This window comes from Veillonella sp. VA139 (assembly GCF_003992005.1).
Taxonomy (GTDB): Bacteria; Bacillota; Negativicutes; order Veillonellales; family Veillonellaceae; genus F0422.
Genome location: NZ_RQVL01000015.1, coordinates 14,296 through 40,805 on the forward strand (window position 1 = coordinate 14,296; position 26,510 = coordinate 40,805).

Sequence of the window (26,510 nt, forward strand, 5' to 3'; positions counted from 1 at the left end):
ATGAAATCTAGCCAAATATTTTTAGAATGTGAACGATTTCTGAAACGTGCCCTCAAGGATAAAGGGCGATATAGCAAAGGGGCTGTTATTGCCTTCTTGATTACAGGGGGAATTGGCATTGCTGTGCCAACAGCTGTACATGCGATTATTCCGACAGGATTATTGGCGGCTGCGTTCAAGGCAGCGGGTATCAATGGGTATGAAAAGATAACGTATGAAAATGGATCTGTTCCTGGAACAGTTAAGTTAAAAAAAGAACAAGTTGCATTTAGTGGCACCGAAAGTGATGCACTGAAACAAATTTTGGGTGCTAAGGTGAGTGATTTGGGATTAACCTTATCTGATTTGTATACATTGCTATATCACAATCCATTAGCTACGAAATCTACGCAGTTCTATGGCTTTAATAAGCAAGGCACTTTGGATGTAAACGAAGGGTATGTTACCTATGAAGGGTCTACTATTACGGGTGGTGAAAACACATTTGTAAACGGTACAGGTGCGATTGCTTTAGGTGGTAATAGTAAGGCTAGTGGCGTAGGTACCATTGCGTTAGGGCAATACAGTGACGCCAGCGCAAAAGCGACAGGGACGGTCACATATACCCCTGCTGGCAGTGCAAATTCTGTGACGGAATATACCTATGGTCCATCCCTACGAGATAATATTGCTATGGGTTTCAAAGCAGAATCACATGCAGATTATAGCTTAGCCTTAGGAGCTCGTTCTGGTGCCGGTGATGTAGGTAGTAATGCCATTGGTTTCAATACACAAGCAGGTGGTAAATCATCGTTGGCTATTGGTTATAATACATTTGCCAATGCGGAAGCTGGTGTGAAAAATAATCTAGGAACCACGATTGGTGGATTAACCAATGTAGTGAGTGATACTACAAAAGCGAAGATGGCTGAGTACGCAGAAAAATTATCTGAATATGAAAATTATTCCAATGCTTTAAAACATGCCAACAATGATGCTGATGCTCAAATTGCTAGAGATGCTATGGCTAGTACTGAAAGTGAAATGAACTCGATTAGGACTTTCTTAGAGAAGCAACAAGATTATAGGTCGCTAATGGGATTGTCAACTACGGACGGATCAAATGGTACAGAGCTGGGTAAAGCTTTATCCAATGGTAGCACTACTAAGGTATCTGATATTATTAATAATAAATTAAACAATGGCTTTGACTATGAATCTAAGACGAATGCGTTAAATTTAGATATTGCAAAGGATAAAATTCAAAACCCTAAGAATGCAAGTGATTTTAAAGAGTATACTAAGAAGGATGGAGACAATGCCATTGCTATCGGTAACTATACATCTGCCTCAGGCAATGCGAGTATTGCACAAGGCGTAGGCGCTCATACACAAGCGGATGCCAGTATTGCATTGGGAGCTCTTGCCAAAGTAGAGAAAGAGGCTGCACGATCTGTAGCAATTGGCGTAGGTTCGCAAGCACACGAAAAAAACTCCGTGGCCATGGGCGTTCAAGCGAGCACATACGGTCAATCTGATGTAGCCATTGGTAATCAAGCTACGGTGCTTAAAGAAAATTCTATCGGCATTGGTGTAAATACTACAGTATTATCTACTAGCTCCACCGCATTAGGTAATAAGTCGAGAATTAAATCCAACTCTACCGCTGGTGTTGCAGTTGGTAGGGAATCTGAAATTGGCGAATCTTCCCAAAATAGTATTGCTATAGGTATGATGGCAAAGGTAGAGGATAAGGCAGCCAACTCTATTTCTTTAGGATATAGTGCGAAAACAAAAGCTGAAAATAGTATGGCCCTAGGAACAAAAGCTGAAACAGGTCTCTTCGCAGCAGGAGGCTTGGCAGTTGGTAATAATAGTAGTGTACAGGCCATAAACTCTATAGCTGTAGGGCAAGGTGCCTCAGTTCGATCCAATTCTGACCGTTCTATCTCCATTGGTTCAGGTGCAGCTACAACAGGAAAAGATGCTATTGCCTTAGGAACGAGCACGTCTGTAACAGGGGCTAACACTATTGTTATTGGTAATGCCGCAAAAGCGGCACCCGCGCCCACAGATACAGTGAATAAATCTGTTGATAATGCGGTTGTCATAGGTCAAGGCGCAGGGGCACAGCATAGTAACTCCATTGTGCTAGGGAAAGGTTCAAATGATACCTACGAAGGATGGAAACGGCGGTTAAAACCTGGTGTAGGAGCCTATGACAATTTACCACCAAGTGCGAAGTATGAATTTAATGCTGATGGTTCAGTAGTGCTGGATAAAGTCAATGGTATGGATATACCATCCTATTTACCGCCAGACTCAAAAATGGGTAAAGTCTTAGCCGAAATGGATAAGCAGAGTTTAGGTGTTGTTTCTGTCGGTGGCGAAGCTACTAATATTGATGATGGTGCTGGTGGCAAAGCAAAAGCATTGCGAAGAATCATCAACGTAGCACCAGGTGCATTGGACACAGATGTAGTAACAGTGGCACAGTTAAGAGATTGGCGAGCAAAAGGCGTGAATTTCTTGTCCATAGAAAATGCCGATAATCATAAAATTACAGAAGTCAATACTAAAAATGCAGGCTATGCAGCAGATGGTACTACGATTGAAAACCGTGGAAGTAACTATAATAGTGATCAAGCCACTGGTAAATGGGCTATGGCGTTGGGACCGTATGCCAAAGCAACGGGAGAAACAGCTATTGGTGTAGGCTATGGTGCTGGTGCCTATGGAAAGGATAGCCTAAGTTTAGGTAGTGCTAGCTATTCCGGTGGAACAAACTCTGTAGCTATCGGCACACAAGCTCGCGCAGCAAAGGATAAAACAGGTGCTGTTGCGATTGGTCAAGAGTCATGGGCGAAAGAGGAGAATGGGGTAGCATTGGGTAAATACGCTAAGGTAACCAAAGCTGATGGTGTTGCTCTAGGCTCCAATTCTATAGCAGATACAGAAAAAGGAAAAGATGGATGGGATCCTGCCAATAGCCGTCGGAATCAATATACAGCGAATAATAAAAATGTATTATCGGGTAGTACATTAACATCCACCTTAGGCGGAGTTTCCTTGGGCGGTGCTTATAAAGATAGTAATGGGCGTGATCAAATTCACACCCGTCAAATTAACTATCTTGCTGCTGGTACTGCTGACACCGATGCTGTAAACGTAGCGCAAGTGAAAGCCTTAAATCTAAAAATTGCAGGTAACACAACAGATGCTAGTAAAGCAGATGTTCGACTCCACGATCAAACGTTAACCGTAAAAGGCGATGGCACATATTTAACCACAACTGCGAATAATAATACAATCACCGTGGGATTAACACAAGATGCCATTAATAAAATTAATGCAGTGGGAAATCCTGTACATTTCTTGGCAACTAATGGTAGTGAAGGCGGGAATAAAACAGTTCATGGTAAAGCCACAGAATCCAACTATAACAATGAAGGTGCTAAAGGAACTAATTCTATTGCTTTAGGCGTGTATGCACGAAGTTTCGGTACTAATACGGTCGCCATCGGTAATGAATCAGGCACTGGTGCCGATAATGCCGTCGCTGTTGGTAATAATACCTATGCTAGTGGTGTAAGCTCTGTGGCGATTGGTGATGGAGCGGCTGCTAGTAGTGAAAAATCTTCGGCGGTAGGTCAAGGAGCGCAAGCAACTGGACAATTCAGTGCAGCCTTTGGAGATAGTGCAAAAGCACAGCAATTCCGTTCAATTGCTATCGGTCATGAAGCTACTGCTAATGGACTAAATGCTATATCCATTGGTGGTAATACTAGTGTTACCAAAAATCATGGTGTCGCTATTGGTCTTCAAAGTGAAGTGACAGGGCAGGATGGTGTGGCGCTTGGTCGAAGTGCTAAGGTTGAGGCAGATAATTCGGTGGCAATTGGTCTAGAATCAAATGTGACATCAGGTTCCACTGAGGCAGTTGCTTTAGGTAACAAATCTAAAGTCAGTGCGACTAAAGGTTTTGCCCTCGGGTATGGTGCAACGGTTAGCACTGCTGGTGGGGTTGCCATAGGATCTGAATCTACTGCTAGTACTGCGTCTGGTATTGTAGGCTGGGATCCAGCAAAAGATAGAACTAGTGTCTATGATGCTGTGAAAGCAGGTGGGGCAGCGTCTACCTCTGGATTAGGTGCTGTATCCGTAGGTGCTTCAGGTAAAACACGACAAATTACAAATGTATCAGCAGGTAAGGAAGATACCGATGCGGTAAACGTAGCTCAGCTGAAAGGTCTTAACCTAAAGATTGCTGGTGACAACAATACTACTGGCGATTTATTAGTGCATAAAGATACATTGAAAGTACAAGGTGAAACAGGATATATTTCGACTTCTGCACAAGGAGGAACGATTACTGTTTCAGTAGCACAGGGCTTAAAAGATACAATTAATAATAAGTTAAATACGAGCGACGAACGCCATATTAAAGAAGGTTCCTATACATTTAACAATGCGGGCAACATTGTATTGCCATATGCTGATGGTGCAGGAAATGATGCTTCCGGAACGGTGACGTTGACTAATGTTGCTAAAGCTAGTGATTTAAATGCAGTAAAAGACTCTTTGTTTACGCCTAGCTTTACAGCACTGCATGGGGGTGGTACGTTCACACCGACAAAAACTCGTCCTACATTGAGTATCATAGGGGGAGCTAATGAACCAACCGTTCAACAATGGACGACAACGGTGAATGGTACCCAAATGTCATTTACTGGAGAAAATGTTGGGACTTACCTAGGTAATAGTTCCAGTAAACTAGTAATCGGTTTAAATACTAAACTTTCAGCAGAATCATTCTCTACATATGAATACAATGGTGGTATTAAAGATAGTACTAAACCTGGACCAGCAGTAAGTCATACAGGCATCAACATGAACAGTAAGCCAATTAAGAATCTTGCTGATGGGGTTGATAAAAAAGATGCAGTGAACAAATCTCAATTAGATGCCGTTACTTGGGATTTAGGGGTTATGAACAATGGTGCCTCTACAAAAGTAAATCCAGCTGAGGTGACTGGTCAAAATAAACGGATTACTTTGCAAGGTGCTGGTAATGTGACCGTCACAGAAACAGGTGGCACAATCACCATTACTGGAGGAGCCCAAGATTCCATCGTTGTGTACACGGCGCCAGATGGTGAACGTGTGTATAAATATACAGATGGAAAATACTACAAAACGAAAACTCCTACAGCAGGATTAGATAAACCTGTAACGGATGTGCAAGCTCGTTTAGTAAATGGCACCCCTAAAGAGGGAGAAACAGATACTAAGATTGCAACGGTTTTGAATAATGTGAAATCTGTCATTGAAAAGCAAGGTGTGGTCGGTAATAACACTCCAACTTTCACAGAACGATTAGCGGCTGCGGCTTCGGATAAAAATAATCCTAATGCTGCGGTGAATGTGAAAGATTTACACAGTGCAGTATCTGATTTAAAAAATAAAGAATTGCATATTACACCAATAGAATATACGCCTAATGAAAAAGGGGATGTTACATTAACATATTCCGATGGCAATGGAAGTGTTGTACCTGATACTACCGCAAAGATTAAAGGAGTAGCGAAAAAAGCAGATTTAGATACAGTGAAAGACCAAGTAGCACATACCATCGCCCTTGGAGATGGAACGACAACGGGGTCTACTACGGCTAAATCTTTAAAAGACGGTAACGTGAAATTCAATATCAAGAGTGCTAATGGGTACATTACGACAGCAGCCGCTGGGGATGATGTAACATTGACTTTCAACGATAGCACATTGGCGAAAAAAGCTGATGAATGGAACCTAGCGGTGAATGGAACAAAAGTTGCTCCAACGAACAAATTGGTGAACCTTGTAAATGGTGATAACATCACGATTGCTAAACAAACTGATGGTTCCGTGAAAGTAAGTGCTACGGGCTTAGCAAAAACAGACTTGTCTAACATCACAGATGCTGGTAAGAAAAATATCACTGCTCTAGGTACTGAAATTACAGCAGGCGACCGTGTTACAATAGGAAATCCTACCATAGATGCTACTACTGGTAAGAAAACATATACTATCTCTGCAGATAAACAAGTTGAATCTGTGACAACGGCAACGTTAGCAGATGACGAAAACATTGCTACAGTTTCTATGGTGTCCGGAACAGATCAATCTGCCAATGCTCGTTATGGTGTAGGCGTATCTAAGAAAAAAGTGGCTGAAATCGCTCAAGGTGCAGTAGAAGTAAAAGCTGCAGATGATGCGGACAATGTAACTGTGAATAAAGATACATCTGCAACTGGTAAAACTGTGTACAAAGTATCTGTGGCTAAAACGCAATTAGCTAATGGTACCAATACGAAGGTCGAAGGGAATGGAACAACAACTCCATTTAAAGTAAATGTAAAAGGCGATTTGACTAAGATTACGTCCATCACAAATGAAGCAGGTTATGGCAAAGTAGCCTTCGGTGCGAATGGTGAAACTACTTTCAGTAGCGGAGCAGCTGGAGATATTCCTGTTACGATTAATGGTACATTAGGTAAAGTAAGTGCTGGTACGGGTAGCAATGCTGTTGCTATCGATGGTTCTGCTGGACAAGTGACTGCAGGTGGTGTTGTAGTGGGTAGACAAAGTGTCACTCCAGGTGCCAATGGCACAGCACCAGCAGGTACAACAGCAACAACTGGCAAATTCATTACAGGTCTTGAGAATACAACTTGGAGTGTAGCAAATCCAACCTATGTGTCTGGTCGTGCTGCCACAGAAGATCAGTTGAAAGCAGTTAGCGAAGCTATTAAAAATAGAACTACAGGAGATTATCGTTTAATTGCAAATCCGGATGTGACTGGCGGGGCCTATACACCAGATACGGACAATAACATCAATTTAATTGTGAAAGACCCTAATGACAGTGATGATTCTCATAAACAAACGGTGACAATCACAAATGTGGCAAAAGCAACCGATTTGAACGATGTGAAAAATCAAGTGGCACACACCATCGCTCTTGGGGATGGAAGTAAAACAGGATCTACTACGGCTAAGTCTTTAAAAGATGGAGACGTGAAGTTTAACATTAAGAGTGCTAATGGGTACATTACCACAGCAGCCGCTGGAGACGATGTAACATTGACTTTCAATGACAGCACATTGGCGAAAAAAGCTGATGAGTGGAAATTGGCTGTGAATAATGACGTTGTTGAGCCAACTAATAAAAAGGTTAATCTTGTAAATGGCGATAACATCACGATTGCGAAACAAACTGATGGTTCCGTGAAAGTAAGTGCTACAGGATTAGCAAAAACAGATTTGTCTAATATTACCAATGCTGGTAAAACGGTGATCCAAAATGAAGCTAAAAAAGCGGTTAAAGTGATTGATGGTACGAACACATCTGTAGAAACTGGTACAGATGCAGATACAAATGCCACTACGTATAAAGTGAATGTGAAAGGTGATTTGACTGAAATCTCATCCATCACAAACACAGCTGGAACTGGCAAAGTAGCCTTCGGTGCTGATGGTGTAAGTACTTTCAGTAGTGGAACTACAGGGGATAAAACAGTTTCTATCAATGGTAAAGACGGTAAAGTTATTGTTGGCAATGGTGGAAACCCTGTAACCATTGATGGTTCTACTGGATATATTACGGGCTTGCAAAATACTAGCTTAGATGTAACTGGTTTTGGTACATCTCATCGTGCCGCAACAGAAGAACAATTAAAAGCGGTCAAAGATATTGCGGATAAAGCCTCTACAACAGATTATCGGTTAATTGCAAATCCAGATGTGACTGGTGGTGCGTATACACCGAGCAATGGAACTATTTCCTTAAAAGTGAAAGACAGCAAGCAACCTGATAGTACGCCTGAGACGATTACTATTAATGACGTGGCATCGAAAACAGCTGTGGACGGTCTTACTGCTCGTAAGATTTCCTTGGGTGGTGACACTGGTACTACCACAGAAAAAACATTAGCTCAAGATGTGAAATTTAATATTAAGAGTGCTAATGGGTACATTACCACAGCTGCCGCTGGGGATAATGTAACATTGACTTTCAATGATAGCGGATTAGCGAAAAAAGCGGATTTGTGGAAGTTATCGGCTAACGGTACAGAGGTTGCACCAAAGGATGGTGTTATTGATTTAGCAAAAGGTGATAACATCAACATTACTAGCGAAGCAGGTAAAGTGACCATTGCTGCCACAGGTCTAGCAAAAGAAGATTTGTCTAATATCACAGATGCAGGTAAAAAAGTGATTACTGACCTAGGTCCAACGATCAATGCAGGAGACGGTATTACAGTTACACCAGGAACACCAGATAAGAATACAGGTAAACAATCCTTTACAATTGCGGCAAATAAACAAGTAGAATCTGTGACGACATCCGCTGCGGCAGAAGGCGATGAAAATATCGCTACTGTTTCTATGGTTACTGGAAATGATCAAGAAGCTAATGCTCGTTATGGTGTTGGTGTATCTAAGAAAAAAGTGGCTGAAATCGCTCGAGGTGCCGTAGAAGTAACTAATGGTTCAGATAATGTAACTGTAACACCAGACACATCTACAAATGGTAAAACTGTGTACAAAGTATCTGTAGCTAAAACGAAATTAGCAGCTGGTACAAATACAACTATTGAAGGTGAAGGTACAGAAGCTAAGCCATACAAAGTGAATGTTGCAGGCGATTTAGGTAACATCACATCTATTACTAATGAAGCTGGAAATGGCAAAGTATCCTTCGATTCGAATGGTGTAACTACTTTCAGTAGTGGCAATAATGGTGCGGATGGTACAGATAAAACGGTAACTATCAACGGTAAAGATGGTAAAGTCATTGTTGGTAATAATGGCAAACCTGTGACCATTGATGGTTCTACTGGATATATCACAGGATTACAAAATAAAGATTGGGTTGTAGGTACTACAGAACCAGTATCTGGACGTGCAGCTACAGAAGACCAATTGAAACATGTCAGCGATGCCGTTACGGGCAAAGCAGATAAAACTGCATTGTGGGATTTAGCGGTTAATAATGGTACAACTACAGAGAAAGTAGAACCACAAAATTCGACTGTAGCAGGTCAAAATAAACGTATCATCTTACAAGGTGAATCCGGCGTTACAGTTAAGCAAGAAAACGGTGTAATCACAATCGGTGCTAAAAAAGGCATAGATAACGATACGATTACAACAGTAGCTAGTGCAGATGGTACAGTTACAGTGACACACTCTGATACAGATACGCATGCGTACGATGTGAAAGTCAATACAGATAAAGTGAGCGAAACGCAAGCATTAATCTATGTGGATGACAACGGTAAGCAAGTATTTAAACGTGCAGATGGTAAGTTCTATAACAAAGATGGTACTAAGTATGAGGGCACAGTTCATACAAAAGTAAATACTGACCAACCACAACGGGTAGATAACGTAGGTTCTGCGATTGATCCAGATGGTACATCAACAGGGGATACATTCTTAAGTAAATTAAAAGATGCCGCTGATGATACAACAAAATCTAAATCTGCAGTCAACGTATCTGACCTTAAGAAAACATCTGAGGCTAGCATTGCGAAAGCAGTGAGTGAAGCCACAGATAAGGGCATGAAATATGCTGGGGATAACTACAAAGCGGCGGAAGGTACAAAGGCTGAGCAAAATGGTATCACTAAGAAATTAGGGGAGCAATTGCAAATCCTTGGCGGTGCATCAGGCACATTGACTGAAAACAATATCGGTGTCAATGCAGATGGCGGTGCGTTGAAAGTCAAATTAGCAGAATCCTTAACTAATATTAAGTCTATCGCTGGTAAAGGTGATACACCATTAACTATTTCTAATGGTGGAACAACGTTAACAATTAATGCAGGTGAAGATACAAAACCAGGCACAATTTCCGTTGGTGGTGCAAAAATCACTAACGTAGCAGAAGGTACAGATGGTACTGATGCAGTTAACAAATCTCAATTGGATGCTGTAGCAGGTAAAGAACTTCACATTAAACCGACTGAAAAAACAGAAACATACAAAGTGGATGACAGTGGTAACATTACCTTGAAGTATGCAAATGGTGATGGTACAGAAGCAACTGGTAAACAAGCTGTCATTTCTGGTGTAGCTAAAAATGATTTATCCAATATTACAAATACAGGTAAAACAGTTATCCAAAATGAAGCTAAAGAAGCTGTAAAAGTAGTGAATGGTAAAAATACCACTGTCACAGAAGGTACAGATGGAACAGCCAAAACATACGCTGTTAATGTCAAAGGTGCGTTGGGTGAAATCACATCTATCACGAACACAGCAGAATCTGGTAAAGTGGAGTTCGGTACGAATGGTGTAACTACTTTCAGTAGTGGCAATAATGGCACTGATGGTACAGATAAAACAGTTACCATCAACGGTAAAGACGGTAAAGTCATCGTTGGTAATGGTGGAAATGCTGTAACCATTGATGGAACTGTGGGAGATATTACAGGATTAACCAATGTAGCTCTTACAGCAACTGATTTTGCTAAAAAAGGTCGTGCCGCAACGGAAGAACAATTAAAAGCGGTAAAAGACATTGCGGATAGCGCGTCTACAACAGATTACCGATTAATTGCAAATCCAGCAGAACACAGTGGTGGAGTGTACAAGCCAAATACAGATGGCAATGTTGAATTGACTGTGAAAGATGAAAAATCTGGCACTACAAAAACAGTAACAATTGGCGATGTAGCATCGAAAACTGCTGTAGACGGTTTAGTAGCACGTGGTATCACTTTAGGTGGAGATAATAACTCCGCTACTACGAAACAAACATTAGCGAATGATGTGAAATTTAATATCAAAGGTGATGGTAACTACATCACTACAAAAGCTGATGGCGCTGATGTGACAGTTTCCTTGAATACGAATCAAATCGCAAAAGACGGTGCGTTGATTTATGTCGATGACAACGGTAAGCAAGTATTTAAACATGCAGATGGTAAGTTCTATGACAAAGATGGAGCTAAGTATGAAGGTACTGTTCATACGAAAGTAAATACTGAACAACCACAACGAGTAGATAACGTTGGTTCTGCGATTGATTCTGTTGTAATTAATAATGCAGATGGAAACCCTAAAACAGATGCTACGTATTTGGATAAATTAAATAAAGCTAATACGGATACACCAAATGCGGCAGTTAACGTATCTGACCTCAAGAAAACATCTGATGCTAGCATTGTGAAAGCTGTGAGTGAATCTACCGATAAAGGTATGAAATTCGGCGCTAACATTGCTGATGGTGACGAAAATCCTGTGACTAATAAACTTGGTTCTACTGTACATATCAAAGGTGGCGCAACGGAAACGGATGCATCTAAATTTGATGGTTCCAATATTTTGACCACTGTGAAACAAACTGATGGTAATACAACAGTAAACATCAAGCTGAAAAAAGACTTAGGTAACATTACAAGTATTACCAACACAGCAGGATCTGGCAAAGTATCCTTTGATTTGAATGGTGTAACTACTTTCAGTAGTGGCAATAATGGTGCGGATGGTACAGATAAAACGGTAACTATCAACGGTAAAGATGGTAAAGTCATTGTTGGTAATAATGGCAAACCTGTGACCATTGATGGTTCTACTGGATATATTACAGGATTGCAAAATAAAGATTGGGTTGTAGGTACTACAGAACCAGTATCTGGTCGAGCAGCGACAGAAGACCAATTGAAACATGTTAGCGATGTAGTCAAAGACAAAGCAGATAAAACTCAATTGTGGGATTTGGCGGTTAAAACGGATACAGGTTCTGATAAAGTGGTTCCACAAAATGGACCAACGAACACAGACAACAAACGGATTGTTCTTCAAGGTACAGGTAGTGTTAGTGTTACGCAAAAAGATGGTGTTATCACAATCGGTGCCCCAAAAGGCGGTGCAGATAATAATACAGTTACTACAGTGACATCTGGTGATGAAAGTGTTTTAACTGTAAAAGATACTCCGACTGCTACTGGAGACCACGCATACACGTTGACAGTTAACAAACAAGGTGTTGTTGACGGTGCTCAATTACCTGTTGTATATACGACAAAAGATGGTAAAAAAGTAACTATCGACAAAGATGGCAAATTCCATACAGTAGATAATCCAGCGGTAGAGGTAAAAGCAGAAGATGTAGAAACACGCATTCAATCTGCCGGTAAATCTACTACCGATGGCAAAACTATCCTTAATAACGTTGGATCTGCTATTGATCCGAAACCAGCAGATGGTACGCCAGCTGATACAACTCCTTTCTTGGATAAGTTGAAAAAAGCGAGTGAAACAACGCCAGATGCAGCTGTGAATGTATCTGATCTCAAGAAAACATCTGATGCAAGCATTGCGAAAGCTGTGAGTGAAGCCACTACTAAAGGATTAAAATTTGATGCTAATATTGGCGGAGAAAAAACAAATCTATTAGGTTCCAAGGTGACTATTAAAGGTACAGCAGATACACCAAAAGATGGAGATACGAATTACGAAGATAAAAACGTATTAACTACGATTGCCCAAGAAGATGGTAATACTACAGTTACGATTAAGTTGAATAAAGACTTAACGTCTCGTTCTTTAACAACTGAGAAAGTGACTGTGAATAATGAAAAAGGTGATGAATCTACTGTAACCGTGGGTTCGAAAGATGGTAAAAACACAGATGACTCAGTAAAACCTGGTTCTGATGGTAAGGTGGCTGTCAACGGTAAAGACGGTTCTGCAGTTGTTATCAACGGTAAAGATGGATCTATCGGCTTGAATGGTAAAGATGGGGCGAATGGTCTTACAATTAAAGGCGACAAAGGTATGGTTGGCTTAAACGGTACTGATGGTGCTAATGGTAAAGATGGTATGACTCGTATCGTATATGAAACGAAACATACAGACCCTCAGACTGGTACAGTTACGACTGTGAAACATCAAGTGGCTACTATGGATGATGGTCAAAAATACAGTGGTGATAATTACAAAGCGGCAGAAGGTACTGAGCCAGAAGAAAACGTTATCAGCAAAAAGCTAAATGAACGTTTAGAAATTCTTGGCGGTGCTACAGGAACTTTCACAGCAACTGATAATATTGGTGTCAATAATGTCGGGGGTAAGTTAAAAGTCCAATTAGCAGAATCCTTGACTAATATTAAGTCTATCGCTGGTAAAGGTGATACACCATTAACTATTTCTAATGGTGGCACAACGATAACGATTACAAAACCAGATGCTACAAAAGATGGAGATACAGGTAGTGTCTCTGTTGGTGGTGCAAAAATCACCAATGTAGCTAATGGCGAAGGTGATTCTGACGCTGTTAACGTAAAACAATTGAAAGATGAAGTTGGCAAAGCGAAAACAACTGTAACCGTTAATAATAACAATGCAGATGCGAATAAAAATCTTACCTTGACAAAGACTATAGCCGCTGATGGACATACAAACTATGACGTGAGCTTAGCAAATAAAGTAACATTAGGCACAGAAACAGCAAAACAACTTACTTTAGATGGTACAGCAGGAACAATTACTGCAGGTACTGGGAATAACGTTGTTACTATCAATGGATCTAATGCGAGTGTAACTGCTGGAACTGGTAACAATATTGTGAAAGTCGATGGTTCTGCGGGTCAACTTACAGCGGGTGGTGTTCTTGTAGGTAAACAATCTGTTACAGAAGGCGCTGAGGGTAAACCTCCAGAGGGTGCTACCGCTACAGAAGGCAACTTTGTGACAGGCTTGGGTAATACAACATGGAATGTGAATAGCCCAACCTATGTATCTGGCCGTGCAGCCACAGAAGACCAGTTGAAAGCAGTTAGCGATGCGGTGAAAGCGAAAACTGGTAGTGACTACAGCTTAGTAGCAAATCCAGATGGCGGTAATTATAAAGTTAGCGATGATAATACTGTTACATTAACAGTGCAAGATGCTTCTAATACTGCCAATACACGGAATGTCACTATCGAAGGCATTGCTAAATCTAGTGATGTAGCGGACTTGAAGACAAAAGTAAGTCATACTATTGCTCTTGGAGATGATGGTACAGGTAGCACGGATGCAAAATCTCTAAACGATGGCGATGTGAAATTCAACATCAAAGGCGATAGCAACTACATTACGACTACGGCATCGGGCACTGATGTGAAAGTTTCTTTAAATACGAAACAAATCGCAAAAGATGGAGCGTTGATTTATGTCGATGACAACGGTAACCAAGTATTTAAACATGCAGATGGTAAATTCTATACAAAAACAGGTACAGAGTATACAGATGCTGTTCATACAAAAGTAAATACGGATGGAGCAAAACGTGTAGATAACGTAGGTTCTGCGATTGATCCAGATGGAAATGTACCGGATAATAAATTCCTAGAAAAATTGGGCGAAGCAGCAGCTGACACTACAAAATCTAAAGCTGCAGTCAATGTATCTGACCTTAAGAAAACATCTGATGCAAGTATTGCAAAAGCAGTGAGTGAATCTACTGATAAAGGTATGAAATTCGGAGCTAATATTGCTGATGGTGGCGAAAACCCTGTGACTAACAAGCTTGGTTCTACTGTAAACATCGTAGGTACTGCAGAAATAGCTACTGATGCGACAGAAGCAGATAAAAACTACGATGGTAAAAACGTGTTAACAACAGTAAAACAAGGTACTGATGGAAATACAACAATCACTGTGAAGTTGAACAAAGACTTAACATCTCATTCCTTAACTACAGAAAAAGTGGTTGTTAACAATAAAGATGGTGATGATTCTACTGTAGAAATTGGCTCTAAAGCTGGTAAAGACGCAGAAAATAAGCCAAAACCAGGTTCTGATGGTAAGGTGACTGTCACTGGTAAGGATGGTGCCTCTGTTGTCATCAACGGTAAAGATGGCACTATCGGCTTGACTGGACCGAAAGGGGCAGACGGAGCGGATGGCACACCAGGTACGCCAGGTAAATCTATTACTATTGGTGTGAAACCAGGCTATAACAAAGATGGTGTACAAGGTGAAAAAGGCGTGGACGGCATAGACGGTATTACTCGTATCGTTTACAAAGAAGGCGATAAAGAACACCAAGTAGCCACTATGGAAGACGGATTACGTTTCACTGGTAACAATTCTGCTACTGAAAATAAACATAAGCTCAATACATTGGTAAACATCGTTGGTGAAGGTGTTACAAAAGATAAAGTCGCTGGTTTCCAATCTGCAAGTGGCAATATCCTTGTAAAAGCGGATGGCAACTCTACATTGACTGTGAAAATGAACAAAAACCTTGCTAACATTACCAGCATTACTAATGCAGCTGGTAACGGCAAAGTTGAGTTTGGTAACAATGGTGTAACTACTTTCAGTAGTGGCAATACTGGCACTGGTGGTACAGATAAAGCAGTATCTATTGATGGTAAACAGGGCTATGTGACTGGTTTACAAAATAAAGATTGGGTTGTAGGAACTACGCAGCCAGTATCTGGACGAGCAGCGACGGAAGACCAATTGAAACATGTTAGCGATGTAGTCAAAGACAAAGCAGATAAAACTGCATTGTGGGACTTGGCCATTGCAAGCGACGATCCAAAAGGTACAAAGGTTACTCCTATGGATGTAACTGGCGATAACAAACGGATCATCTTAAAAGGTGAAGGCGGAGTTAAAATCAAGCAACAAGATGGTGTCATTACTATCGGTGCTCCTGAAAGTGGTACAACTACTGATAAAGATACAATTACTACTGTCAAATCAACAGATAATAGTATTGGAATCACTACATCTGCCACAGACGCACATGCCTATGACTTGGCTGTCAATAAACAAGCTATTGTTGACGGTGCTCAATTACCTGTTGTATATACGACAAAAGATGGTAAAAAAGTAACTATCGACAAAGATGGCAAATTCCATACAGTAGATAATCCAGCGGTAGAGGTAAAAGCAGAAGATGTAGAAACACGCATTCAATCTGCCGGTAAATCTACTACCGATGGCAAAACTATCCTTAATAACGTTGGATCTGCTATTGATCCGAAACCAGCAGATGGTACGCCAGCTGATACAACTCCTTTCTTGGATAAGTTGAAAAAAGCGAGTGAAACAACGCCAGATGCAGCTGTGAATGTATCTGATCTCAAGAAAACATCTGATGCAAGCATTGCGAAAGCTGTGAGTGAAGCCACTACTAAAGGATTAAAATTTGATGCTAATATTGGCGGAGAAAAAACAAATCTATTAGGTTCCAAGGTGACTATTAAAGGTACAGCAGATACACCAAAAGATGGAGATACGAATTACGAAGATAAAAACGTATTAACTACGATTGCCCAAGAAGATGGTAATACTACAGTTACGATTAAGTTGAATAAAGACTTAACGTCTCGTTCTTTAACAACTGAGAAAGTGACTGTGAATAATGAAAAAGGTGATGAATCTACTGTAACCGTGGGTTCGAAAGATGGCAAAAACGCAGATGACTCAGTAAAACCTGGTTCTGATGGAAAAGTAACTGTGAACGGTAAAGACGGATCTTCTGTTGTAATCAACGGTAAAGATGGATCTATCGGCGCTAACGGTAAGGATGGTACATCTGTTGTTATCAATGGCAAAGATGGTACAATCGGCTTGACTGGACCGAAAGGGGCAGATGGAGTTGATGGATCACCAGGCAAATCTATTACTATTGGTGTGAAACCTGGCTATAACAAAGATGACGTACTTGGTAAAGACGGCGTGAATGGCAATGACGGTATCACTCGTATCGTTTACAAAGAAGGCGATAAAGAACATCAAGTAGCCACTATGGAAGACGGCATGAAATATGCTGGTGACAACTATGTGGCAGCAGTAGGTACAACAGCTGAGCAAAACGTAATTACTAAGAAATTGAACAACCGCTTAGACATCATTGGTGGAGCAAAACGAACTTTCACAACAACAGATAACATCGGCGTGAACAAAACCGATGATGGTAAGTTAAAAGTTCAATTAGCAGAATCCTTAACAGGTATCAATTCCATCTCTGGTAAAGGAGATACACCATTAACAATTTCTAATGGTGATACAACCATCACGATTACAAAACCAGATGCTACAAAACCAGGGGACAAAGGCACAATCTCTGTAGGCGGTGCAAAAATCACTAACGTAGCCAATGGCGAAGCCGGTACTGATGCAGTTAACAAATCTCAATTGGATGCTGTTACTTGGAATCTAGGTGCGAAGGATAATACAGGTGTTCTTAATAAAGTAACCCCAGATACAACGAATAAACGAGTAGACCTTGTAGGTGCTCACGGTATTTCAGTGACTGCCGACGGTCATACTGTTACAGTAGATGGAAAACAAATTCTTGACTCCATGCCAGTGGTATACACAGATGAACATGGTAATCGCTTAGTGAAAGCCAATGATGGTAAATACTATAAAGCAACAGAAGTGAATGCAGATGGTTCTGTTAAGAATGCTGCGGACAATGGTGGCGTGACACCTCAACCAGTGGACAAACCACAAGCACGTCTTGTGAATACAAAGCCAGCTACTGGTAAAACAGATACTACAGATGCGGTTGTGTTCAACAATGTAGCCTCAGTGATCGATCCAACTGGTGCCACAGGTGATGGTAATACGACGGCAACAACGGAGTACTTGGATAAATTAAAAACAGCAAGTACGACGAATCCAAATGCAGGGGTTAACGTATTAGACTTGAAACATACATCTGATGCAAGTATTGCGAAAGCCGTAACTGATGCTACAGATAAGGGCATGAAATACGGAGCAAACTTTGGTTCTACAGTAGCTACAGATAAAGTTGTGACAAATAAATTAGGCACTACAGTACATATCTTAGGCTCTTCTAAGGCAACTTCTGATGAAGGGTACAACGATGAAAACGTAGTCACTACTATCGGTCAAGATACAAAGGGTGACACCACTGTCACTGTGAAGTTGAAAAAAGATTTAAAAACGGAATCCTTGACAACAAATACAGTGATTGTGAAAGGTGAACCAGGTGCGAATGGTACAGATAGTAAAGATGCAGTTATTACAGTAGGTGAAAAAGGCGAACCAGGCGCTGATGGACGGGATGGCAAACCAGGTTCTGATGGTACTATCGGCGTGAATGGTAAAGATGGTGCTTCTGTTATCATCAGAGGTAAAGACGGATCTATTGGCTTAACTGGACCGAAAGGGGCAGATGGTGCTCCAGGCAAATCCATCGACATTTCTGTGAAACCAGGTTATAACGGCGCTGACGGTGCGGATGGCACACCAGGGGTACGCGGTGAAAAAGGCGTTGACGGCGTAGACGGTATTACCCGTATTGTCTACAAAGAAGGCGAGAAAGAACACCAAGTAGCTACCATGGAAGACGGTTTACGTTTCACTGGTAACAATTCTGGCACTGAAAACAAACACAAGCTAAATACATTAGTGAACATCGTTGGTGAAGGTGTAACAGCAGCTCAAGTGGCTGGTTTCCAATCTGCAAGTGGCAATATTCTGGTACAAGCAGATGGCAAGTCCACATTGACTGTGAAAATGAACAAAAACCTTGCTAACATCAGCAGTATTACTAATGCAGCTGGGGATGGCAAAGTTGAGTTTGGTAACAATGGTGTAACTACTTTTAGTAGTGGCAATAATGCTGCTACAGGTGGTACAGACAAAGTTGTGACTATCAACGGTAAAACTGGTGTGATTACAACGTCGAATACAACGGTTTCCCCTGATGATGTGACTGTGAAAGCAAATGGAAACAGCACAATTGTTGGTGGCAATACAATTCGTGTGAATGGCACAAATGGTACTGATGGAACTGTATCTGGTGGCATTGTGATTGGTAAACAAACCTTAACGGCTACTGCGGACGGTAATCCACCTACTGGAACAACTACAGGTACACCAGGAAATTACATCACTGGTCTAGGCAACACTACTTGGAATGTGACTAACCCAACCTATGTATCTGGCCGTGCAGCGACAGAAGACCAGTTGAAACATGTTAGTGATGTAGTCAAAGACAAAGCAGATAAAACTGCATTGTGGGATTTGGCAGTTAACAATGGTACATCTACAGAGAAAGTAGAACCAAAAGCAACTGGTACAGAAGGCGAAAATAAACGAATTATCTTAAAAGGTACAGGCGGAGTTACTATCACGCAAGGCAATGGCGAGATTACTATCGGTGCACCAACAAGTGGTACAGATAGTAATACTGTTACAACAGTGACATCTGGAGATACGAAGGTTCTTACTGTAGACGATACAGGAACTAATGGTAATCACGCATACACGTTGAATATTAACAAACAAGCGATTGTTGACGGTGCTCAATTACCTGTTGTATATACTGATAAAGATGGTAATAAACTTCATATTGGTAATGATGGCAAATTCTACACTGAAGACAATGTTTTAGTACCTAATGATAAAGTACAAACACGTATTCAATCTGCAGGTAAATCTACTACCGATGGCAAAACTATCCTAAATAACGTTGGTTCTGCTATAGCAACAACAGAAGTGCCAGACGGTGCAGGAACTAAAGCAAAACCATCATTCTTGGAACGCTTGGAAGAAGCAGCAAAAGATGGCAACCATCCGAATGCAGCAGTGAATGTATCTGACCTTAAGAAAACATCTGATGCGAGCATTACCAAAGCGGTAAGTGAAGCTACTACAAAAGGATTGAAATTCCAAGGTAATACAGGCACTGAAATCAGCAAGCAGTTAGGCGAAACCCTAAATATTAAAGGGGAAGGAACACTAGCTGGCAATACAGCTGCTAATAATATCCGCACGACTAATAACAATGGAGTGTTAGAAATTGGTTTGGTAGAATCCTTGACAGGTATCAATTCTATCGCTGGTAAAGGTGGTACTAATCCATTAACTATCTCTAATGGTGGAACGTCTATTACTATCAACCCTGGTACTACCACTAAGGATGAGCATAATCAGGATGTGACAACACCAGGTACTATCTCTGTTGGCGGTGCAAAAATCACTGATGTAGAAAATGGTACAGGCGATAAGGATGCGGTGAACCTATCTCAATTAACTGCAGTTGCGAAGAAAGAGCTACATGTTAAACCAACTACTGATGATTCTAAATATGCAGTAGATAAGGACGGTAACGTGACATTAACCTATGCTAATGGCAAGGGTGACGATGTTGCAGATACAAAAGCTGTTATCACTGGAGTGGCTAAAAAATCTGATTTAGACGCTGTGAAAGAAACAGTAGGTAAAGGTTTGAAATTCAATGCTAATATTGGCGGAGAAAAAACAAATCTATTAGGTTCCAAGGTAACTATCAAAGGGACAGCTCCTGTGCCAACAGATGATGCGTCTGAAGCAGATAAAAACTATGACGGAAACAATGTATTAACTTCTATTACGCAAGATGGCGATGGTAATACGACTGTCACTGTAAAGTTAAACAAAGATTTAACATCTAAATCCTTAACTACAGAAAAAGTGACTGTGAACAATAAAGACGGTAATGATTCTACTGTAGAAATTGGTTCTAAAGATGGTAAGGACGCAGAGAATAATCCTAAACCAGGTTCTGATGGAAAAGTAACTGTCACTGGTAAAGATGGTGCTTCTGTTGTGATCAACGGTAAAGACGGATCTATTGGCTTAACTGGACCGAAAGGGGCAGACGGAGCGGATGGTACACCAGGTACGCCAGGTAAATCTATTACTATTTCTGTAAAACCTGGCTATAACAAAGATGGTGTACAAGGTGAAAAAGGAGTTGACGGCGTAGATGGTATTACTCGTATCGTTTACAAAGAAGGCGATAAAGAACACCAAGTAGCTACTATGGAAGACGGTATGAAATATGCTGGTGATGATTATAAACCTGCAGAAGGTACAACGGCTGAACAAAATGTGATTGCTAAGAAGTTGAACAACCGCTTAGACATCATTGGTGGAGCGGCTCAACCTTTCACAACAACAGATAATATCGGTGTTAATAATGTCGGTGGTAAGCTAAAAGTTCAATTAGCAGAATCCTTGAAAGATATTAATTCCATCGCTGGTAAAGGCGGTACTAATCCATTAACTATCTCTAATGGTGGAACAACGATTACCATTAATCCTGGTACTACCACTAAGGATGAGCATAATAAGGATGTGACAACACCAGGTACTATCTCTGTTGGCGGTGCAAAGATCACTGATGTAGAAAATGGTACAGGCGATAAGGATGCGGTAAACGTATCTCAATTGAACAAATCCATTACAGATTTGAAATCCACGTTAGGTTGGTATGCAACATCGGATGTGGCAGATGGTGGAGAACAAGCAACAGGCTCTAATCCAACATCGGAACATGTAACAAACGATGATGAAGTTACTTTCACAGCTGGTAAAAATCTAAAAATCAAGCAAAATGGTAGAAACTTCACATACAGCTTGAATGACACTGTGACAGAGTTGAAGAAAGTAGAAGTGAAATCAGACGATGGAACGACTACGATTACTCCTGGCAAAGTCCAAGCGGGTGGCATTGTGATTGGTAAACAAACAGTGACTCCAGGTGCCAACGGTGCAGCTCCTACAACAGGTGGTACACCTGAAAATGGCAACTATATCACTGGTCTAGGCAACACTACTTGGACAGTGACTAACCCAACCTATGTATCTGGACGTGCAGCGACAGAAGATCAGTTGAAACATGTTAGTGATGTAGTCAAAGACAAAGCAGATAAAACTGCATTGTGGGACTTGGCAGTTAAGAATGGTACAGCTACAGACAAAGTAGAACCACAAGCAACTGGCACAGCTGGTGAAAACAAACGGATTATCTTACAAGGTACTGGTGGTGTAAGTATTACACAAGAAGATGGTGTAGTTACTATTGGTGCACCAACTGGTGGTACAGATAGTAACACTGTTACTACTGTGACATCTGGTGATGAAAGTGTACTCACTGTAAAAGATACTCCGACTGCTACGGTAGATCACGCATACACGTTAACGGTTAATAAACAAGGCATTGTTGACGGGGCTCAATTACCAGTTGTATATACTGATAAAGATGGTAATAAACTTCATATTGGTAATGATGGCAAATTCTACACTGAAGACAATGTTTTAGTACCTAATGATAAAGTACAAACACGTATTCAATCTGCAGCGAAAGATACGAAAGCAGGAGATACTATCCTTAATAACGTTGGTTCTGCTATTGCAACAACAGAAGTACCAGAGGGTACAGGAACGAAAGCAAATCCATCATTCCTAGAACGGTTAACAGAAGCTGCAAAAGATGGTAACCATCCGAATGCAGCGGTGAATGTATCTGACCTCAAGAAAACATCTGATGAAAGTATTGCGAAAGCCGTAAATGATGCTACAGATAAGGGCATGAAATATGCTGGGGATAACTACAAAGCGGCAACGACTACAGAAGCTGAGCAAAACGGTATCACTAAGAAATTAGGGGAACAATTACAAATCCTTGGCGGTGCCACAGGCACATTGACTGATAACAACATCGGTGTTAACGCAGACGGTGATAAGTTGAAAGTCAAATTAGCAGAATCCTTGACAGGCATCAATTCCATCGCTGGTAAAGGAGATACACCATTAACGATTTCCAATGGTGATACGACTATCACGATTACAAAACCAGATGCTACAAAACCAGGGGACAAAGGTGCAATCTCTGTAGGTGGAGCGAAAATCACCAATGTAGGAGATGGTAAAGACGATAAGGATGCGGTAAACGTATCTCAATTGAACAAATCTATTACAGATTTGAAATCCACGTTAGGTTGGTATGCAACATCGGATGTGGCAGATGGTGGTGAACAAGCAACAGGCTCTAATCCAACATCGGAACATGTAACAAACGATGATGAAGTTACTTTCACAGCTGGTAAAAATCTAAAAATCAAACAAGATGGTAGAAACTTTACATACAGCTTGAATGATACAGTGACAGAGTTGAAGAAAGTAGAAGTGAAGTCCGACGATGGAACGACTACGATTACTCCTGGTAAAGTCCAAGCTGGTGGCATTACGATCGGTAAACAATTTGCGACACCGACAGCGAATGGTCAACCGCCTACAGGTACGATTACAGGTCCTGCAGGTAATTTCATCACAGGTCTAGGTAACACAGATTGGAGTATGGAAAATCCTGTGTATGTCACTGGACGTGCTGCTACAGAAGATCAGTTGAAAGCGATTACTACAGCGGTGAATAAAAAATCCTCTACAGATTATCGCTTGATTCCAAATCCGGATGTGACTGGTGGTGCGTACACAGTAGATAATGCAGGAGAATTGAACCTGACTGTAAAAGATGATATAACTGGTTTGACTAGCGATATTACATTGAAAAATATTGCGTCCAAAGAATTAGTGGATAAAGGCATGAAATACGGTGCTAATCTTGGTACAACAGTGGCAACAAATAAAGTTGTGACAAATAAGTTAGGTACTACAGTGCACATCTTAGGTTCTTCTAAGGCAACATCTGATGAAGGATACAACGATGAAAACGTGGTAACTACTATTGGTCAAGATACAACGACTGGTGATACAACTGTCACTGTGAAGTTGAAAAAAGATTTGAAATCTGAATCTTTAACAACCAATAAAGTGGTAGTTCAAGGTACACCAGGTGCACCAGGAGCAGATGGCAAAGATGCGGAAATCATCGTTGGTGAAAAAGGCGAACCAGGTACACCAGGTAAGCCAGGTAAAGATGGTTCTGACGGAAAAATCGGTGTGAATGGTAAAGACGGTTCTGCAGTGGTTATCAACGGTAAAGACGGATCTATCGGCGCTACAGGCAAAGATGGTACATCCGTTGTGATCAATGGCAAAGATGGTACAATCGGCTTGACTGGACCGAAAGGTGCAGATGGTACACCAGGTACCCCTGGCAAATCCATCAACATTGGAGTAAAACCTGGATACGATACTACAAATCCTGATGGTACTCCGAATGTTCAAGGTAAACATGGTGTAGACGGTTCCGATGGTAAGGATGGTATCACTCGTATTGTGTACACAACAACAGTGAAAGACCCTGATACTAATACAGATAAAACTGTTGAACATCAAGTAGCCACTATGGATGATGGTATGAAATATGCTGGTGACGATGGTCAAACAGATGCAACGAAAGTGATTGCTAAGAAATTGAACCAAACTGTAGATATTGTTGGTGGAGCGGCTAAACCTTTCACAGCAACAGATAATATCGGTGTTAATAATGTCGATGGTAAGCTAAAAGTTCAATTAGCAGAATCTTTAACAGGCATCAATTCCATCGCTGGCAAAGGTGGTACAAACCCATTAACTATTTCCAATGGTGGTACAACGTTGACTATTAACCCTAGTACTACGACTAAGGATGCAGAAGGTCATGATGTAACAACACCGGGTACTATCTCTGTAGGCGGTGTACGAATTACAGACGTAGCCGATGGCACAAAGGATACTGATGCAGTTAACTTGAGTCAGTTAAAGAAAGTTGTGGCAGCAAATGGTTCTATTGAAAAGGTAAAAGCTTCGGATGATACTGATAACATTGCTACAGTAAGTCCTGCAAGTCCTGCAACTACATACGGTGCCGCTAATACAGAATATGTTGTATCTGTTACAAAAACAGCGGTGGCGGATGTAGCGAAGGGTGCAGTAGTTGTGGAATCTGGATCTACGAATGTAACAGTGACGCCAGATACCAAAACAACAGGTAAGACTATTTACAAAATAGCTGTGAAAGAAAGTAACCTAGCCGATGGCACGAACACAACCGTGACTGGTACAGGTACACAAGCTGACCCGTATGAAGTGAATGTAACAGGTGATATCACTAAGATTACTTCTATTACGAACAATGCTGGTAATGGCAAAGTGGAGTTCAAAGCTAATGGAGAAACTACTTTCAGTAGTGGAGCAACGACTGGAGATACAACGGTTACTATCAATGGTAAAGACGGCAAGGTATCTACTGGCAGTGGTAACACATTGGTTGAGCTTGATGGTAAAACTGGTACTGTGAAAGCAGGCGGTATTACTATCGGCGACCAAGTTGTGACAACTACGAAATTGCCTGCTACAGAGCAAAAAGGTAATTATGTAACTGGATTAACCAATACGACATGGAATCCAAAAGTAGATGGCATTGTATCTGGTCGAGCAGCGACAGAAGACCAATTGAAACATGTTAGTGATGCTGTGAATGGCAAAGCAGATAAAACTCAATTGTGGGATTTAGCAGTTAAATCAGGTACGTCTATTACTAATGTAACTCCTCAAGATGGGGCCACCAAAACAGATAACAAACGAATTGCTATCGAAGGTGGTTCTGGCGTAAGTGTGACTCAAAAAGATGGGGTCATCACAATTAGTGCACCAAAAGGTTCAGATAGTGATACGGTGACAACCGTTACATCTAGTGATGGAACTATTACTGTGGGTAACGTAGGTACAGATACGCATGCGTACGATGTAAAAGTAAATGCTAAAAAATTGGGAGAAGCACAAGCGTTAATCTTTGTAGATGACAACGGTAACCAAGTCTTCAAACAAGCAGATGGTACTTTCAAAGATGCTACAGGCAATGCATATACGGGTACAGTTCATACAAAAGTAAATACAGTGCAACCTCAACGTGTAGATAACGTCGGCTCTGCTATTGAAACCGCTGTGGTGAAAGATGCTACAGGTGCAGTTAAAACTAACGCTACGTACTGGGAAAAATTAGATAAAGCTAATACGGATACTCCGAATGCAGCAGTGAATGTATCTGATCTTAAAAATAACTCTGATGCAGTGATTACAAAAGTGACAGATACAGGCATGAAATACGGTGCTAATCTTGGTACAACCGTGGCTGCAAATAAAGTAGTAACAAATAAATTAGGCACTACAGTGCACATCTTAGGTTCTTCTAAGGCCACATCTGATGAAGGATACAACGATGAAAACGTGGTAACTACTATTGGTCAAGATACAACGACTGGTGATACCACTGTCACTGTGAAGTTGAAAAAAGATTTGAAATCTGAATCTTTAACAACCAATAAAGTGGTAGTTCAAGGTACTCCAGGTACACCAGGTGCTGATGGCCGACCAGGTACAGATGGCAAAGATGCGGAAATCATCGTTGGTGAAAAAGGCGAACCAGGTACACCAGGTAAAGACGGTTCTGACGGAAAAATTGGTGTCAACGGTAAAGACGGTGCTTCCGTTGTCATTAATGGCAAAGATGGCACAATCGGATTGACTGGACCAACTGGACCGAAAGGTGCTGATGGTACACCAGGTACGCCTGGCAAATCCATCAACATTGGAGTAAAACCTGGATATAATACTACAAATCCTGATGGCACTCCGAATGTACAAGGCAAAAATGGTGTAGACGGTGCTGACGGTAAAGACGGTATCACTCGTATTGTGTACACAACAACAGTGAAAGACCCTGATACTAATACAGATAAAACTGTTGAACATCAAGTAGCGACCATGGACGACGGCATGAAATATGCTGG

1 protein-coding gene (running past one end of the window) is annotated in these 26,510 nt (G+C 41.1%); it reads left to right on the plus strand.

Features of this window, described 5'->3' with window-relative positions; genetic code table 11:
• A protein-coding gene (locus EO125_RS09865; RefSeq protein WP_164726462.1) for a YadA-like family protein crosses the window boundary here: on the plus strand, positions 1 to 26,510 show its 5' portion. The gene runs 4,534 nt beyond the window's last position; 26,510 of the gene's 31,044 nt are visible here — the first part of the coding sequence; the start codon lies at positions 1 to 3; its stop codon lies off the right edge, out of view.